Annotated in this window: 20 protein-coding genes; 13 read left to right on the top strand and 7 right to left on the bottom strand. The window is 64.5% G+C overall.

Going from position 1 to position 14160, the window contains the following annotated elements; translation table 11 throughout:
• The 13 genes from AC1D0P_RS11590 to AC1D0P_RS11530 form a co-directional block, all read left to right on the top strand.
• Window positions 1–606: Tim44 domain-containing protein (locus AC1D0P_RS11590; RefSeq protein WP_477676875.1), on the top strand; the 606-nt coding region annotated here is incomplete at its 5' end.
• Window positions 607–753: 147 nt separating this feature from the next.
• Window positions 754–1362 (top strand): hypothetical protein, encoded by a 609-nt coding sequence (locus AC1D0P_RS11585; protein WP_477676874.1) that lies wholly within the window; start codon window positions 754–756, stop codon window positions 1360–1362.
• Entirely contained in the window at window positions 1359–2918 is a 1560-nt protein-coding gene (gene ubiB / locus AC1D0P_RS11580; protein ID WP_477676873.1) for a ubiquinone biosynthesis regulatory protein kinase UbiB, read from the top strand. The genes AC1D0P_RS11585 and ubiB overlap by 4 nt, the downstream gene beginning before the upstream one ends.
• Window positions 2919–3039: 121 nt before the next feature.
• Complete coding sequence (locus AC1D0P_RS11575) at window positions 3040–3408, top strand: FmdB family zinc ribbon protein (RefSeq protein ID WP_477676872.1); 369 nt, start codon at window positions 3040–3042, stop codon at window positions 3406–3408.
• The gene (locus AC1D0P_RS11570) at window positions 3408–4052 is read left to right on the top strand and encodes a DUF502 domain-containing protein (protein WP_477676871.1); all 645 of its coding nucleotides are present in this window, start codon (window positions 3408–3410) and stop codon (window positions 4050–4052) included. The genes AC1D0P_RS11575 and AC1D0P_RS11570 overlap by 1 nt, the downstream gene beginning before the upstream one ends.
• A 47-nt stretch (window positions 4053–4099) precedes the next feature.
• The gene (aspS, locus tag AC1D0P_RS11565) at window positions 4100–5905 is read left to right on the top strand and encodes an aspartate--tRNA ligase (RefSeq protein ID WP_477676870.1); all 1806 of its coding nucleotides are present in this window, start codon (window positions 4100–4102) and stop codon (window positions 5903–5905) included.
• Window positions 5906–5928: 23 nt separating this feature from the next.
• Window positions 5929–6375 (top strand): dihydroneopterin triphosphate diphosphatase, encoded by a 447-nt coding sequence (gene nudB, locus AC1D0P_RS11560; protein WP_477676869.1) that lies wholly within the window; start codon window positions 5929–5931, stop codon window positions 6373–6375.
• 134 nt (window positions 6376–6509) lie between these two features.
• Window positions 6510–7739, top strand: a complete 1230-nt coding sequence (gene clsB / locus AC1D0P_RS11555) for a cardiolipin synthase ClsB (RefSeq protein ID WP_477676868.1) — start codon at window positions 6510–6512, stop codon at window positions 7737–7739.
• Between the two features lie 134 nt (window positions 7740–7873).
• Window positions 7874–8596 (top strand): GTP cyclohydrolase I, encoded by a 723-nt coding sequence (gene folE / locus AC1D0P_RS11550; protein ID WP_477652504.1) that lies wholly within the window; start codon window positions 7874–7876, stop codon window positions 8594–8596.
• Window positions 8597–8598: 2 nt separating this feature from the next.
• Window positions 8599–9021, top strand: a complete 423-nt coding sequence (locus AC1D0P_RS11545) for a BLUF domain-containing protein (protein WP_436157645.1) — start codon at window positions 8599–8601, stop codon at window positions 9019–9021.
• Window positions 9022–9101: 80 nt separating this feature from the next.
• Window positions 9102–9854, top strand: coding sequence for a DUF429 domain-containing protein (locus AC1D0P_RS11540; RefSeq protein ID WP_477676867.1), 753 nt, complete (start codon window positions 9102–9104; stop codon window positions 9852–9854).
• A 125-nt stretch (window positions 9855–9979) separates the two neighbouring features.
• Window positions 9980–10468, top strand: coding sequence for a thermonuclease family protein (locus AC1D0P_RS11535; RefSeq protein ID WP_477676866.1), 489 nt, complete (start codon window positions 9980–9982; stop codon window positions 10466–10468).
• 165 nt (window positions 10469–10633) lie between these two features.
• Window positions 10634–11140, top strand: coding sequence for a BON domain-containing protein (locus tag AC1D0P_RS11530; RefSeq protein WP_477676865.1), 507 nt, complete (start codon window positions 10634–10636; stop codon window positions 11138–11140).
• A 107-nt stretch (window positions 11141–11247) separates the two neighbouring features.
• On the opposite strand, the gene AC1D0P_RS11525 is transcribed toward AC1D0P_RS11530, so the two are convergent.
• The 7 genes from AC1D0P_RS11525 to AC1D0P_RS11495 form a co-directional block, all read right to left on the bottom strand.
• Window positions 11248–11562: a BON domain-containing protein gene (locus AC1D0P_RS11525; protein ID WP_477652507.1), complete on the bottom strand. Its 315-nt coding sequence runs from the start codon at window positions 11560–11562 to the stop codon at window positions 11248–11250.
• A gap of 93 nt (window positions 11563–11655) precedes the next feature.
• Window positions 11656–12216: a ferritin-like domain-containing protein gene (locus AC1D0P_RS11520; RefSeq protein ID WP_477676864.1), complete on the bottom strand. Its 561-nt coding sequence runs from the start codon at window positions 12214–12216 to the stop codon at window positions 11656–11658.
• Complete coding sequence (locus AC1D0P_RS11515; protein WP_477676863.1) at window positions 12213–12662, bottom strand: hypothetical protein; 450 nt, start codon at window positions 12660–12662, stop codon at window positions 12213–12215. The genes AC1D0P_RS11520 and AC1D0P_RS11515 overlap by 4 nt, the downstream gene beginning before the upstream one ends.
• 22 nt (window positions 12663–12684) lie before the next feature.
• The gene (locus AC1D0P_RS11510) at window positions 12685–13050 is read right to left on the bottom strand and encodes a hypothetical protein (RefSeq protein ID WP_477676862.1); all 366 of its coding nucleotides are present in this window, start codon (window positions 13048–13050) and stop codon (window positions 12685–12687) included.
• Window positions 13051–13081: 31 nt separating this feature from the next.
• Window positions 13082–13465, bottom strand: coding sequence for a hypothetical protein (locus AC1D0P_RS11505; protein ID WP_477676861.1), 384 nt, complete (start codon window positions 13463–13465; stop codon window positions 13082–13084).
• A gap of 114 nt (window positions 13466–13579) precedes the next feature.
• On the bottom strand, window positions 13580–13744 hold the full coding sequence (locus AC1D0P_RS11500; protein WP_007867921.1) for a DUF1328 domain-containing protein: 165 nt from the start codon (window positions 13742–13744) through the stop codon (window positions 13580–13582).
• A gap of 235 nt (window positions 13745–13979) precedes the next feature.
• Window positions 13980–14160 (bottom strand): sensor histidine kinase (locus AC1D0P_RS11495; protein ID WP_477676860.1); only part of this gene is annotated, 181 nt, incomplete at its 5' end.

The following is a 14160-nucleotide window of genomic DNA, read 5'->3' as shown; positions in this document are numbered from 1 at the left end:
CCCGGCGCGGCGTCCGGCCAGGCGCCGTTCGCCTTCCAGGGCGCGGGCAATGCCACCACCCCCAAGAACTACAGCCCCGAGAACGTGGGCAACGATGCCTCCGCGCGCCCCTGGGAGCGCAGCAGCATGGCTTTCGACGCCAACAAATACGACGCGGCCGCACCTGCTGCGGGCGGCTCCATGATCGGCTCGGCCCTGCTGGGTTCGCAGTCCTGGGGCGTGCCGGCCGGATTTGACGCCGAAGGCTTTCTCAAGGCCAGCAAGGCCAACTTCGTGACTTTGCAGGATGCCTGGGACCGCTCCGACATCCAGAGCCTGCGCGCCATGATGACCGACGACATGCTCGAGCAGATCAAGACCCAGCTCGCCGACCGCGAATCGCACACCGGCGGCCAGGTCAACAAGACCGAGGTCGTGATGCTGGACGCCCAGTTGCTCGGCATCGAGGAACTGAGCGACGTCTACATGGCCAGCGTGGAGTTCTCCGGCATGATCCGCGAAGACGCCTCCGCGGGCGCCAGCCCCTTCCGCGAGGTCTGGAACATGACCAAACCACGCAGCGGCGGCAGCGGCTGGTTAGTGGCAGGCGTACAAGCTCTCCAATAATCCCCGTCCAGGCTCACTTCGTGTAGCCTGTTCCCACCTACAGGGGGCGAAGCCTGCGGCCCGGCAAAGCCGGCTCCGCGGCCCCGGTTGGCAGATAAATAGGCTACTTGCCTTGTCAGGTGTTTTATCCTGCAAAATCGGGGTCGTATGAACACTACGACCCCTTTTTCATTTCTGGAATCCATTGCCACCCGCTTTCAGCCGCCCGCCTGGGTGGTCGATGAGGGGCAGCAACGGCTGGTGCTCTTCCTGAACCACGTCCTGATGCAGGAAAAGCAGGCCCAGGACCGCCTGCTGCGGCAAAAGGGGCGGGTGGTGCACTTGCGCTGGGGCCTGTTTTCGATCGACCTGGTGGTCACTCCAGCGGGCCTGGTCGACAGGGTCGCACCCGGCACCAAGCCGGATCTCACGCTGGCCGTCGCCACCGAATCACCCCTGACCGTCATGCAATCCGTGCTGGCCGGCAAGCCGCCGCCGGTGAAGATTGAAGGTGACGTGCAACTGGCCGCCGAACTCGGGTGGCTGGCGGAGAACCTGCGCTGGGATGCCGAGGAAGACCTGTCGCGCCTGATCGGCGATGCACCCGCCCACGCGGTGGCCGACGCTGGCCGCCGCCTGTTTGAAGGGCTCAAGCAGTTCCTGGCCAGGACGCCGCTGTCCCCGGCCCCCGTTTCATCCGGTGTCGCCAGCCCGGCGGCCCCCGCAAGCCCCGCGGCGGCAGGCGAGGGCGCCCCGGCCGCGAAGGCTTCTGCATGACCCGGCTTTTCCGGGGTATCTTCATCGTCTGGACCGTGCTGCGGTTCGGGCTGGACGAACTGGTGTTGTCCAGTTTCGAGCGCCCCTGGATACGCCTGCTGACGCGCATTGTTTCAGTCGGCCGCAACCTGAAGGCGCCGCGCGGCGAGCGCCTGCGCGAGGCGCTCGAAAGCCTGGGTCCCATCTTCGTCAAATTCGGCCAGGTGATGTCCACCCGCCGCGACTTGCTGCCGCCCGACATCGCCGACGAACTAGCCCGCCTGCAGGACCGGGTGCCGCCCTTTGAATCCGCCGTGGCCGTGGCCATCATCGAAAAAGCCTTCGGCCGGCCGCTGGACCGGATTTTTGCGAGTTTCGAGCAGACGCCGGTGGCCAGCGCCTCGATCGCCCAGGTGCACTTCGCCACCCTGCCGAACGGCCGCGAAGTGGCCGTCAAGGTGCTGCGGCCCAACATGCTGCCCGCCATCGAAAAAGACCTGGCGCTGATGCACATGATGGCCGGCTGGATAGAAAGCGCTTCGGCCGACGGCAAGCGCCTCAAGCCCCGCGAGGTGGTCGCCGAATTCGACAAATACCTGCACGACGAACTCGATCTGCTGCGCGAGGCGGCCAATGCGGCCCAGTTGCGCCGCAACATGCAGGACATTGACCTGGTCATGATCCCCGAGATGGTCTGGGATTTCTGCATGCCCGACGTGATGGTGATGGAGCGCATGAAAGGCGTTCCCATCAGCCAGGCCCAGCGGCTGCGCGATGCCGGCGTGGACATGAAAAAACTGGCGCGCGACGGCGTCACCATCTTTTTCACCCAGGTGTTCCGCGACGGTTTTTTCCATGCCGATATGCACCCGGGCAACATCCAGGTGAGCCTGGCGCCGGAAACCTTCGGCCGTTACATCTCGCTGGACTTCGGGATCGTGGGCACGCTGACCGAAGTCGACAAGGAATACCTGGCGCAGAACTTCAGCGCGTTTTTCCAGCGCGACTACAAACGTGTGGCCGAACTGCACCTCGAGTCCGGCTGGGTGCCCCCGGAAACGCGGGTCGACGAGCTGGAAGCCGCCATCCGCGCCTGCTGCGAGCCCTATTTCGACCGGCCCCTGCGTGAAATTTCGCTGGGGCTGGTGCTGATGCGCCTGTTCCAGACCTCGCGGCGCTTTCACGTTGAAATCCAGCCCCAGCTGGTGCTGCTGCAGAAAACCCTGCTCAACATCGAAGGCCTGGGGCGGGAACTGGATCCCGACCTGGACCTCTGGAGCACCGCCAAGCCTTTTCTCGAAAAATGGATGCTGGAGCAGGTGGGCCCCGAGAAACTGCTGGCGCAGCTCAAGGCCGAGGCGCCGGCCTACGCCAAGCTGCTGCCGGGCCTGCCGCGCCTGCTGTCGCAATACCTCAAATCTCCGCCCGGCCTGCACCGCCGGGAGATCGAGGAACTGTTGTACGAGCAAAAACGCACCAACAAGCTGCTGCAAAGCGTGATTTACGGCGGCCTGGGCTTTGTTTTGGCGCTGGTCACCATGCAAGTCGTGCAGGTGCTGCGGTTCCGCTTGTTCTGAGCTTGACGGGGCCCCCAACGGCCTATAATTGAAGGCTTTGCATCTGGGTGCCTTTTCCGGGCAATCCAGGCGAATTCCCCCGGGTAATCCTCGGAATACCCCTCTCAAAGCCTTAAGCACTATGCCAATCTACGCCTATAAATGCGAGTCCTGTGGGCATGCCAAGGACGTCCTGCAAAAAATCTCCGATGCGCCGCTCACGGTGTGTCCGCAATGCGGCGCGCCCGCGTTCAAGAAGCAGGTCACGGCCGCGGGTTTCCAGCTCAAGGGCTCGGGCTGGTACGTGACGGACTTCCGCGGCAACAGCACGGGCGGCGCGCCCGCACCCAAGACAGAGGGCGGCGAAACAGGCGCGGCTAAAGGCGCCGACAGCAAGCCGGCCGATTCCGGTACAGCCGCGCCGGCAAGCACCGCCGCAGCCCCGGCTCCCGCGCCGGCCGCGCCCGCCAAGGCCCCGGCCGGCGATTCTTCCTCCAAATCGTCTTCGTGATGGCCTCAATCCGCCGATGGCTTCTGGCCGGACTGCTGGTGCTGGTTCCCCTGGCGATCACGCTGTGGGTGCTCGACTGGATCGTCGGCACGCTGGACCAGACGCTGCTGATCCTGCCGGGCTCCTGGCACCCCGACAAGCTGCTGGGTTTCCACATCCCGGGTTTCGGTGTGTTGCTCATGCTGCTGATCGTGCTGCTGATGGGCGCCATCGCCAGCAACTTCTTCGGCAAAAAGCTGGTGCGCTGGGGCAATTCCTTCCTGAGCCGCATTCCCATCGTCCGCTCCATCTATTCCAGCGTGAAGCAGGTTTCCGACACGGTGTTCTCGGAAAACGGCAACGCTTTCCGCAAGGCCCTGCTGGTGCAATGGCCGCGTGAAGGCGTCTGGACCATAGGCTTTCTCACCGGCACGCCCGGCGGCGACGTTGTCAACCACCTGCAGGGTGATTACCTGAGCGTTTACGTCCCGACCACGCCCAACCCCACCGGCGGCTACTTCGTGATGCTGAAAAAAAGCGACTGCATCGAACTCAAGATGAGCGTCGATGAAGCCCTGACCTATGTGATTTCCATGGGTGTCGTGGTGCCCGCAGCAAAACCTGCGCCGCTGCCCGCGACCCTGCCCCTGACCCCTCCCCTTTAAACGGCGAAAACTGCCTTTCCAAAAGCGCTGAAAGTTCGAGTATTTTTATGGCCATCGTTTCCCAAATGCGTTCCAACTATTGCGGTCTGGTGACCGAGAGCCTCATGGGCCAAACCGTGAGCCTGTGCGGCTGGGTGAACCGCCGCCGCGACCACGGCGGCGTGATCTTCATCGACCTGCGCGACCGCGAGGGCTATGTGCAGGTGGTCTGCGACCCGGACCGCGCCGACATGTTCAAAACCGCCGAAGGCGTGCGCAACGAATTCTGCGTGCAGGTCAAGGGCGTGGTGCGGGCCCGTCCCGAAGGCACGACCAACGACAACCTCAAGAGCGGCAAGGTCGAGGTGCTGTGCCATGAGTTGATCGTGCTGAACCCCAGCGTGACGCCGCCCTTCCAGCTTGACGACGACAACCTGTCGGAGACGACGCGTCTCACGCACCGCGTGCTGGACCTGCGCCGCCCCTACATGCAGAACAACCTGATGCTGCGCTACCGCGTGTCCATGGAAACGCGCAAGTTCCTCGACGCCAACGGCTTCATCGACATCGAAACCCCGATGCTGACCAAGAGCACGCCCGAGGGCGCGCGCGATTACCTGGTGCCCAGCCGCGTCAACGAAGGCATGTTCTTCGCGCTGCCGCAAAGCCCGCAGCTGTTCAAGCAGCTGCTGATGGTGGCCGGCTTCGACCGCTACTACCAGATCACCAAGTGCTTCCGCGATGAAGACCTGCGCGCCGACCGCCAGCCCGAATTCACGCAGATCGATATCGAAACGTCCTTCATGGGCGAGCAGGACATCCGCGACCTGTTCCAGGGCATGATCAGCAACATCTTCAAGACCGTGCTGGCCACCGACCTGGGCGAGTTTCCCGTCATGGCCTATGCCGACGCCATGCACCGCTTCGGCTCCGACAAACCCGACCTGCGCGTGAACCTGGAGTTCACCGAACTGACCGACGTCATGGCCGATGTGGACTTCAAGGTCTTCAGCGCGCCGGCCACGGCCGTGGGCGGCCGCGTGGTGGCCCTGCGCGTGCCTGGCGGCTCCGAGATGAGCCGCGGCGAAATCGACGGCTACACCGAGTTTGTGAAGATCTACGGCGCCAAGGGCCTGGCCTGGATCAAGGTCAACGATGTGAGCAAAGGCCGCGAAGGCCTGCAAAGCCCCATCGTCAAGAACCTGCATGACGCGTCTATCGCCGAAATCCTCAAGCGCACCGGCGCGCAGAACGGCGACATCCTGTTCTTCGGCGCCGACAAGGCCAAGATCGTCAACGACAGCATAGGCGCGCTGCGCCTGAAGGTCGGCCATAGCGACTTCGGCAAGAAGACCGGCCTTTTCACCAAGGGCTGGAAACCGCTGTGGGTGGTGGACTTCCCGATGTTCGAATTCGACGAGGATGGCCAGCGCTGGAGCGCCGTGCACCATCCCTTCACCGCGCCCAAGGACGGGCATGAGGACTGGATGGACACCGACCCCGGCCGCTGCATCGCCAAGGCCTACGACATGGTGCTCAACGGCTGGGAACTGGGCGGCGGTTCGGTCCGTATCCATCGCGCTGAAGTCCAGAGCAAGGTGTTCAGCGCGCTGAAGATCGGCCCTGAGGAAGCGCAGGAAAAATTCGGTTTCCTGCTGGACGCGCTGCAGTACGGCGCACCCCCCCACGGCGGCCTGGCCTTCGGCCTGGACCGCATCGTCACCATGATGACGGGCGCCGAGTCCATTCGCGACGTGATCGCTTTCCCGAAAACCCAGCGCGCGCAGGACTTGCTCACGCATGCGCCCAGCCCGGTGGACGAAAAGCAACTGCGCGAACTGCACATCCGCCTGCGCAATCCCCAGCCAGTCTGAAATGCCAGCGGGGAGGGGATGCCTTGAAGCCGTTCAAGATTCCCGAATCCGTGCTGGTGGTCATCCACACGCCGCAACGCGAGGTGCTGCTGATAGAGCGCGCCGACAATCCTGGTTTCTGGCAAAGCGTCACGGGGTCCAAAGACACGGTCGATGAGCCTTTGCTGGAAACGGCGATGCGCGAAGTGTTCGAGGAAACCGGCATCGCAGCCGCGGCCGGGCAGTTCCGCGACTGGGGCTTGTCCAATGTGTATGAGATTTATCCCGTCTGGCTGCACAGGTACGCAGCCGGCGTCACCCATAACACCGAACACGTCTTCAGCCTGTGCCTGCCCCATGCCTGTGAGGTGAGGCTCAACCCCGCGGAGCACACCGCCTGGCGGTGGCTGCCGCACCACGAGGCCGCCGACCTGTGCTTTTCACCCTCGAACGCCGAAGCGGTGCTGCTGCTGCCGACATTCATGGCGTGAGCCGCGCGGCGCGGCAGGCGCAACACTTTGTGAGTTGGCGTTTCATGGGATTGGCAAACACCGGCCGCTCGGTTTAAATGGGCTGGACCTCACGCCCACTTCTCGCCACTCGCAAGGGACGACCGCCACCGGCCATGCTGTACCCATTTCACAAGACAGGCGAGCTGCAACTGCTGCAAGGCGGGCGGGATTATTTTCCCGCCTTGATCCGGGCACTGGACGCGGCGCAGACCTGGATACAGCTGGAAACCTACATTTTCGATTTTCACGGCGCCGGGGCCGGGGTGGCCGAGGCGCTGGTGCGAGCGGCCGGCCGCGGCGTGACGGTCCAGGTGCTGGTGGACGGCATAGGCACCAACCCCCTGCCGCCGCAGTGGCGGGAAAAATTCGCGCAGGCCAAGGTCGAGTGGTTTGTCTATTCGCCCCTGGGGACGGGCCTGCGCGGCCTGGGCCTGCTGCTTCCTGAGCGCTGGCGCAGGTTGCATCGCAAGCTCTGCGTGGTGGACCAGCACACGGTGTTCTGCGGCGGCATCAATGTGCTCGACGATTTTTACGACCCCAACCATGGCGAGCTTCAGGCGCCGCGTGTCGATTTCGCCGTGTCCGCCACCGGGCCGCTGGCGCGGGAAGCCGCCGATGCGATGGCGCTGCTGTGGTGGCGCGTGCAGGCGGGTTACAGCGCGCGGCAGCGGCACATGACCGCGGCGTGGGAGACGTTCAAGGCGGCGGGCTAYGGCGGACGCACCCAGGCCGAGCCCTCTGTCGCAGGCAATAGCGCCGGCGCCGCCGGTCCGCGGGCGGCGCTGGTGCTGCGCGACAACCTGCGCAACCGCAGCAGCATAGAGCGCGCCTACCGCAAGGCCATCGGCAAGGCGCACCGCGAGATCATCATCGCCAACGCCTATTTCCTGCCGGGCGGCAAGCTGCGGCGCGCCCTGATCGGGGCCGCGCGGCGCGGCGTGCGCGTGACGCTGCTGCTGCAGGGACGCTACGAATACTTCATGCAGTACCACGCGGCCCGCCCCGTTTACGGCGCCCTGCTGGAGGCCGGCGTGGAAATCCATGAATACGAGGCCGGCTTTCTGCATGCCAAGGTGGCCGTGGTGGACGGGCACTGGGCCACCGTCGGTTCATCCAATCTCGATCCGCTGAGCTTGCTGCTGGCCCGCGAAGCCAATGTGGTGGTCGAGGACAAAGCCTTTGCCGAAGGCCTGGCGGCCATCCTGCGCGAGGCCATGCTGACCCAGGGGCGGCGCATGGAGCCGGCCGCCCACAGCCACCGCCCCCTGGGCCAGCGCCTGCGGGGCTGGGTGGCTTATGCGCTGGTGCGGCTTGCGCTGCTGGTGGCCGGCCAGCGTTATTGAGGCCTTGAGGCCGCGCTGCCCCTAACAAGCTACCAAATTGATAGCTGCTTGTGCCCATGTGGAAAGGGAGAAATGCCAAAGACCCTGTCAAATTCCGGACAAGACGGCACAGGGTCAGGCTGGTAATATCTGGCATGCTTATGAAATCCGACACGCCCCCCCAGGACGCGACCGGCGAGGGTACGCCCGTTTCCGTCAAGATCCGCGAACGGCTCGCCCTGGCGCGCAAGCGCTTTCACGCCAATGACAACATCGCCCAGTTCATCCAGCCCGGAGAGCTCGAAAAACTGCTGGACGAAGTCGAGGTCAAGATGCAGGGTGTGCTCGACAGCCTGGTGATAGACACCGCCGGCGACCACAACACCAACAACACGGCGCGCCGCGTGGCCAAGATGTACCTTAATGAGGTCTTCAAGGGCCGTTATGTGCAGCCGCCCACCATCACCGAATTCCCCAATGCCGAGCACCTCAACGAGCTCATGATCGTCGGGCCCATCACGGTGCGCAGCGCCTGCTCCCACCATTTCTGCCCGGTCATCGGCAAGATCTGGATAGGCGTGCTGCCCAATGAACACACCAACGTGATCGGCCTCTCAAAATACGCGCGCCTGGCCGAATGGGTCATGGGCCGCCCGCAGATCCAGGAAGAGGCCGTGGTGCAACTGGCCGACCTCATCATGGAAAAAACCCAGCCCGACGGCCTGGCCATCGTGATGGAGGCCAGCCATTACTGCATGGCCTGGCGCGGCGTGAAAGACATGGACAGCAAGATGATCAACTCGGTGATGCGTGGCGTGTTCCTCAAGGACTCGACCTTGCGCCGCGAATTCCTCGCCCTGATTCCGCAGAAAGGCTAAGCATGTTGGTACGTTTACTTTACGCAAGCCGCGCGGTCGACACCAGTCCCGAAGCCATCGAGGGCATCCTGTCGCAGTCGCGCCAGCACAACCCGGCCACCGGCATCACCGGCATCCTCTGCTACGGCGGCGGCATCTTCCTGCAGGCCATTGAAGGCGGGCGCATGGCGGTCAGCGACCTGTTCGGCCATATCCAGCACGATGCACGCCACAAGGACGTGGTGCTGCTGCACTTCGAGGAAATTTCCGAGCGGCGTTTCGGCGGCTGGACCATGGGCCAGGTCAATCTCTCCAAGCTCAACCATTCCATCCTGCTGAAGTACTCCGAGAAAGCCGAGCTCGATCCCTATTCCGTCTCCGGCAAGGTTTCGTACGCGCTGCTCGAAGACCTGATGGCCACCGCCTCCATCTGCGGGCGCGTTTGAGCCTGGCGGCAGCGCCGGTGACCGGGCTGCTTCTGGGCTGCGATTTCTCCAGCAGCCCGAGCCGCCGCAAACCCATTGTGATGGCCACTGGCTCCTCGGCGGGCGGCCGCGTGCTGCTCATGGGCCTGGAGCGCATCGAGTCGCTGGACGGCTTCGAGCAATGGCTGCGCCGCGAGCCCGCCTGGCTGGGTGCTTTTGACTTCCCCTTCGGCCTGCCGCGCGAACTGGTCGAGCAACTCGGCTGGCCCGGCCAATGGCCGGAGCTGATGCTGCACTATGCCGCCCTGAGCCGGCCCGACATCCGCACCGCCTTTGCCGCCTTTTGCGATGCCCGCCCCGCCGGGCGGAAATTCGCCCACCGCGCGGCCGACGGGCCGGCCGGCTCCAGCCCCTCGATGAAATGGGTCAACCCGCCGGTCGCCTACATGTTGCATGCCGGCGTGCCCCGGCTGCTGGCAGCCGGCGTGCACTTGCCCGGCCTGCACCAGGGTGACCTGAACCGTGTCGCGCTGGAGGGCTACCCCGGCCTGCTGGCGCGCGAGGTGCTGGGCAGTCGCTCGTACAAAAGCGACGACAAGGCCAAGCAGACGCCGGAACGGCTGATCGCGCGTAAAGACCTGATCACCGCGCTGGAAAACGGGCAAACCCGGCTGGGGCTGCGCCTCAAGGTCAGCCATGCCCAGCGCGATGCGCTGGCCGACGACGCCAGCGGCGACAGCCTGGACGCCGTGCTGTGCCTGATGCAGGCGGCCTGGGCCTTGCGGCAGGGCGCACCGCGCTATGGCTTGCCGCTCGAGATGGACCCGCTCGAAGGCTGGATCGTCACGGCCTGAGATCTGCGCGAAGGCGGGTGAACCGTACTGTTTGTTTGTCCAGTATATTCAAGGCCCTTCCTTCCGCAGTTCACGGGCCTCTTCGGACAATGTCTTCCCTTTCACGCACTCTTGCCACAGCTGCATTGCTGGTCGCATGGCTTCTTCCGGCCCAAGCCTCTTCACCGGGCAAATCCTCGGCGCCGGCCTGGTCCGGTGTCGTCAGCTATGTGGTCGACGGCGATACCGTCAGGGTGCGGCCGCCCGGCGGAGGCAAGCCCATCAGCGTTCGCATCAACGGCATAGACGCGCCGGAAATCTGCCAGGCCGGCGGTACCGCCTCCCGCGACGCGCTCATGCGAAAGCTGCTGGGCCAGCGCGTGGCGGTGCATGGCCGGCATCATGACGACTATGGCCGCCTGCTGGCGAAGATCACGCTCAAGGGCGAAGACACAGGCGGATGGATGGTGGCGCAGGGCCTGGCCTGGTCTTACCGCAGCCGCGGCGGCGCCGGCCCATACGCCGTACAGCAGCGGCGCGCCAAGGCCGCGGGGCTGGGGGTTTTTTCGCCGGCGCATGGTGTTCCGCCTGTGTATCCCGCGCAGTTTCGCAAGCGGCACGGAAGCTGCCACTAGCCGCGCGCGCTGTCCCTTGTCCTACGGCTGTTTCAGCCGGCGCCGATGTGCGGCAACGGGCTCGCTGGCTAGAGTGAATGTGCGCGAACGCTGCTTCGCCATCCCCCAGCGCCCGACCAGCCCAGCCCAGGCCGGGCCAGCGCACATTCCCAACAAGGAGCCATCATGATTTCCAAGCTTTCCAACCCCTTGCATGCGGGCCATTCCCTCCGCCCCCTGGCTGTCCTCGGTGCGCTCTCCGTGGCGATGGCGCTGTCGGCCTGCAACAAGCAGGATGAAGGGAAAACCGCCGGCCAGCAACTCGACTCAGCCATTGCCAAAACCGAAGACGCGGCCGCCAGGGCCAAGGCCAAGGCTGAAAGCGAAATGGCCAGTGCCGGCGCCGCGGTGAAGAACGCGACCCAGGGCGCCGAGTCTTCTGGCAAGGACATGGCCGCCAAAGCCGGTGAAAAAATCGACGACCTCACGATCACGACGACCGTTACCGCCGGGTTCGCGAAGGACCCCGATTTAAGCGTGCTCAAGATCAACGTGGACACCCGCAACGGTGCCGTGACTCTCAATGGCTCCGCGCCCACGGCGGCCGCCCGCGACAAGGCCGGTAGCCTGGCCAAAGACGTCAAAGGCGTCAACTCGGTGGACAACAAACTGGTGGTGAAGGCTGCCGGCTAGTCCAGGCTGTCGGTCTTATCCGGCCGGACACAAAAAAAAGGCAGGCATGGGAAACCATGCCTGCCTTTTTGCAGCCGCCTCGCGGGCGGCCGGCCTTGCAAAACCGTTTATGGGCGGACGACGATGTCGTTGCGAACGGCTTTGACGTTCTTCACATTGCGGGCAATGTTTTCAGCCTGGGCTTTTTCCGCTGAGGATTTGGCGAAGCCGGACAGTTGGACCGTGCCGTTGAGCGTTTCCACCTTGATGGAGGAGGCCGCCACGGTTTTGTCTTCGACGAATTTCGCCTTCACGGAAGTCGTGATGGCGGCGTCGTCGACATAGGCACCTGCGGACTCCTGGCCACGCCCGACAGCGCAGCCGCTGCCAATGATGGTGATGCCTGCCAGAGCGGCGAATGCAATTGCGCGAGCGTATTTCATATTGTTTTCCTCTTGAGTTGATGTCATTGGTTTGGTGCAAGTTTAAAAAAGCCTGCAGATGGGCGGCACCACGCCCACCGGCCTGCGGTAACGCTATTTCTCCAGCCAGTCCTTGAGTTCGTCGGCGTGCTCCTCCTCGTCGGCAAGAACGTCTTCGAGCATGCGCCGCGTCGTCGGGTCCTTGTCGCCGATCAGCGCGATCATCTGGCGGTAGGTCTCCACCGCGATGCGCTCGGCGACCAGGTTGACGCGCACCATGGTCTTCAGGTCGTTGGATTCGTCGTAGTCCGCGTGGCTGCGCTGCAGCAGCRTGCCGGGCGAGAAATCGGGTTCGCCGCCCAGCTGCACGATGCGCCTGGCGATGCGGTCCGCGTGCCCGGATTCTTCGTTGGCGTGCACCAGGAATTCGTCGGCGATGGGCGGAGACGACACGCCGCTGGCCATGAAGTAGTGGCGCTTGTAGCGCAGCACGCAGACCAGTTCCGTCGCGAGGGCGTCGTTGAGCAGTTTCACGATGGCATCGCGGTGCGGCCCGTAGGCCGGCGTGATGGCGCCGTCGGCCAGGCTGTTGCGGGCCGCGTCCAGGCCGGTCTCGTCCAGCACAAGTTCGCCGGACGCCGCTGTGGGGAGTTTGGAAATAACGGAGGAGTTCATGGGGGTGTCCTTTGAGTCTGTTCGTTGCTTTGCACCGGGCTGGAGAGCATCGACAGCAAGGCGCCGGAGAGCTCCGACGACTTGAGCGCGGCCAGCAGCACGCTGCCCAGCGACACCAGCCGCCAGGGCTTGAATGCCACGGCCGCCGCGCCCGCCACGGCGGCGATGCCCAGCAGTTGCAGGGGTTTTTCCCTGGCGTAATCGCCGAGCACCGGCCGCGCCAGGCTGAACGCGGCGCTCACGGGGTGGTGCTGCCACCAGGCTCCCAGCGCGTGTTTGATGAAGCCCCAGCTTCCGCCCCCGGCGTGTTCAGGATCTTCTTCACCGTGCTGTCCGGAGTGCTCCTGCTCATCGTGGGACAGCTTGTCGCGGCTCATGTGCCGGACGATGGCCTTGCGGCTGCTAGCCAGTCTTTCCTGCGGTGTGGGCTGGGTGAGCGATGTCATGGCGCGGTCTTCGGCACGGTGTTTATGCGGCCGTGCGCAGGGCACGGGCATCGCTGTCGATCTGCGCCTTCAGTTCGGGAAAGCGTTCCGTGGCGAAAGGCTTGCGCGCCCGCATTATGGCAACGACAAGAATCGCCAGTGCGACGCCCGGCACCACCACCAGCACCCAGTGGAACTGGTTGTGCAGCATCCCCAGCATCGCAGCCGTGCCGGCCAGGCCCAGGAAGACAGCGGCCGCGACAACCGCCACGACCCAGGCCACCACGCGCACCACCAGCTCGGAGCCGGCTTCGGAAGCTTCTTCCTGGAACAGCGCCGCATAGGCCGACAAATGGTCCACGACCAGGTCGGGCCGCTGCACGATGGTGGAGAAAAGAGGGTGGAGCATAGGGCTGGGTGGTTTTGATCGCGGCGATGGCTCAGTAACGGTTGTGGTTGCGGTGGCGTGCCGAGGAGATCAGCAGCGCGACACCGGCGCCCACCGCCGCAGCGATCAGCACGGAACGCAGCGGCTGGTCGGCGACGTAGCGCGACGTGGCGCCCGCGGCATTGGACAGCGAGCGTTGTGCGCGTTCCTTGGCTTCAGCGGCGAGGTCCAGGCTCTGGCGGGCCAGGTGCTGGGCCTTGGAGGCCAGCATGTCGACCATGGGGTCGACGCTGCCGCGCAGGTCGCGCACCTTGTTCTCGGCCTTGTCGAGGGCTTCGTTGGCGTAGCTGCGGGTGGTGCCCACGGCCTTCTCGGCGGTCTGCAGCAATTCATCGGAGGTTTGTCGTGCGGTGTTGGCGGCGGTCTGGGTGTTCATGGCAAATCCTTGGCGGGTTAAAGGGAGGAGTGAAAAGAAGAAGGGAAAACAAAAGCCGGGTCACCGGGTGACGCGGCTCGTGCGGGGAAGCTCCGGTGAAAAACGCGGGGGCCGTCAGTTCTTGCGCAGAAGGCTGATGACAAAACTCACCACGGCCATCACGGCGAAGATGAAGAACAGGATCTTGGCGATCTCGACGGCGCCGGCCGCGATGCCGCCGAAACCGAAGACGGCGGCGATCAGCGCGATGACGAGGAAAACGACGGAGTAGTGCAGCATCTTGGGCTCCTTGGCTGTGGGTGTGCGGCCCTTGTTTCGTTTGAAACGGCCTTGAGCCAAGCTTAGTGAGCGCCCCTGGTTTGCCTCATCGGCTGCCAGCGTGTGCCTGTGTCAGTTCGAATGGCCATGCCCTGTAGGAGGGGGCCGACAGTTTGTTACGCAGCTTTTGCGCGTCGTATGCGCGTCGCCGCCGCGGCCAACCAAAGGGATCGACGCGTCTTCGGGCCAGCGATGCTCAAAGCGTCTTCGGCAGCACCGCGGAAATTTTGGTGCCTTCGCCTTCGGTGCTGGTGACCGTCAGGCGCCCGCCGGCGGCTTCCACGCGATGCCGCATGCCGGCCAGCCCATGGCTACCGGCGCTCACGCTGCCGACCTTGAAGCCCTTGCCGTTGTCCTTGACCTCGACAGTGATGTAG

The organism is Polaromonas sp. P1_G2, from assembly GCF_056405515.1.
This window is presented reverse-complemented; position numbering and strand designations above follow the sequence as displayed.